Origin of the sequence: Moorena sp. SIO4A1, from assembly GCF_010672065.1 — a bacterium.
Lineage (GTDB): Bacteria > Cyanobacteriota > Cyanobacteriia > Cyanobacteriales > Coleofasciculaceae > Moorena.
Genome location: NZ_JAAHHX010000706.1, coordinates 1 through 1,457, shown reverse-complemented (window position 1 = coordinate 1,457; position 1,457 = coordinate 1). Strand labels below are relative to the sequence as shown.

The 1,457-nt window shown below is 46.1% G+C and carries 2 protein-coding genes and 1 pseudogene; 2 read left to right on the top strand and 1 reads right to left on the bottom strand.

The window, feature by feature from the left end:
- The coding region (locus tag F6K53_RS42135) for a hypothetical protein (protein ID WP_293086446.1) at positions 1-432 on the bottom strand (432 nt) is incomplete at its 3' end.
- Positions 433-520: 88 nt separating this feature from the next.
- On the opposite strand from F6K53_RS42135, the gene F6K53_RS42130 reads away from it, so the two are divergent.
- Together F6K53_RS42130 and F6K53_RS42125 are read left to right on the top strand one after the other, a co-directional pair.
- Positions 521-937: an IS630 transposase-related protein gene (locus F6K53_RS42130; RefSeq protein WP_293086443.1), complete on the top strand. Its 417-nt coding sequence runs from the start codon at positions 521-523 to the stop codon at positions 935-937.
- A gap of 200 nt (positions 938-1,137) precedes the next feature.
- Positions 1,138-1,457: pseudogene (locus F6K53_RS42125) on the top strand (hypothetical protein); the annotation flags it as partial.

Here is a 1,457-nt window from a genome sequence, read left to right as displayed (position 1 = left end):
ACGAGCCCCTGGTTGTAGGGACTGCTTTCCTGAGTAAACTATCTCCGTTGCACTGGTTTCCTGAGTCCACTTCACCCCTGGACCTATCACCCTCACCTGGTAAGTGCTCGCGCCCTCAACCTCATGCCAGCCCAAGAGCGGTTGCTGATTAAGCACAGAACTATCCCGAGGTCTAAGAATATAAGGAATGTCTGGATTATTGGCTGCTCTTTCAATCACTGTATCCTTGTCGGATTGAGATAGCTTTGGTTTTGAGGTAGGAGGACAGCCTTCAGATACGATATAGTCTCTGCCACCCTCCGGTTCCCACGGCATTAAGTTCTGGCACAGGACTTTAGCAAAGGTATTGCTGCCCAGTAAGAGGTGATCCTTAGCCGCCAATGGCGCACCAATAAAGGCTGGCTGATAATCCTGCCAAGTGGAACGCTTCATTTTCACCTGACCTTGAGGACGAAGGGCCACAACTATAGCAAAGAAAGGGATAATTAGGACATAATAGATGGTGTAGCAAGGAGGAAAAATGCCATCACCTTATAGCGATGACTTTCGAGAAAAAGCGGTAGCAGCAGTAGATCGTGGCGAGAAAAAAACCCAGATCTGTCGGATGCTCAAAATTAGCCGAAATACTTTAGACCTTTGGCTAAAAGCTAGAGAAGAAAGAGGAACTGTTAAAGCCAAGCGGGACTATCGAAGGGGACCAGAGCCAAAAATCCGAGATTTAGACGAGTTTCGCCAATTTGCTCAAAAAAACGGTGGAATAACTCAAAAAGAGATGGCACAACAGTGGCCAGAGGAAATTAGTCGGATCACCATCGGCAAAGCTTTGAAGCGCATTGGTTTTACCCGAAAAAAAAAACTTATGGATACCGGGAAAGGAATGAACTCGAACGAGGCAAATTTCTCCAATATCTTGGTCAGTACGCTCAACAAAGGCTAGTTTATGTCGATGAAGCCGGAATTGATGATACAGAAGACTACCCCTATGGTTGGTGCGAGAAATCATGCGCGATATTACGATCTCAAATTAGGACATAAAACGGAGCGAAGCCCGCATGGTAGCAGCTTCCTGTTGTCGTCAGATCCTTGCCCCAATTACTTTTGTGGGATACTGCAACACTAAACTGATTGAGGGATGGGTTGAGTTTTTCAGTCAGGCCAGAACTGTTACCGGGCCAGATTGTGCTGATGGACAACGCGAGTTTTCATAACTCTGCTTACATCAAGAAATTAATCGAGCAGGCAGGATGTAAACTCCTATTTCTTCGGTGCTTATTCCCCCGACCTCAACAAAATCGAGAAATTTTGGGCGCGACTCAAACACTATTTGCGGCTCTAGTCTTCATCAATTTGATTGTTTACAAGATGCTTTGGATCATGCCTTCAGAGTATTGTCCTAACCAACTCTTTCTATGCTATAGTATAAGCGATCGCGTAGCGTGGCCATTCGCGCAGCGTGG

Bases quoted from the DNA above. Each gene is read 5' to 3' on its own strand.
- F6K53_RS42130 (WP_293086443.1), top strand. From the start codon at position 521: ATGCCATCACCTTATAGCGATGACTTTCGAGAAAAAGCGGTAGCAGCA.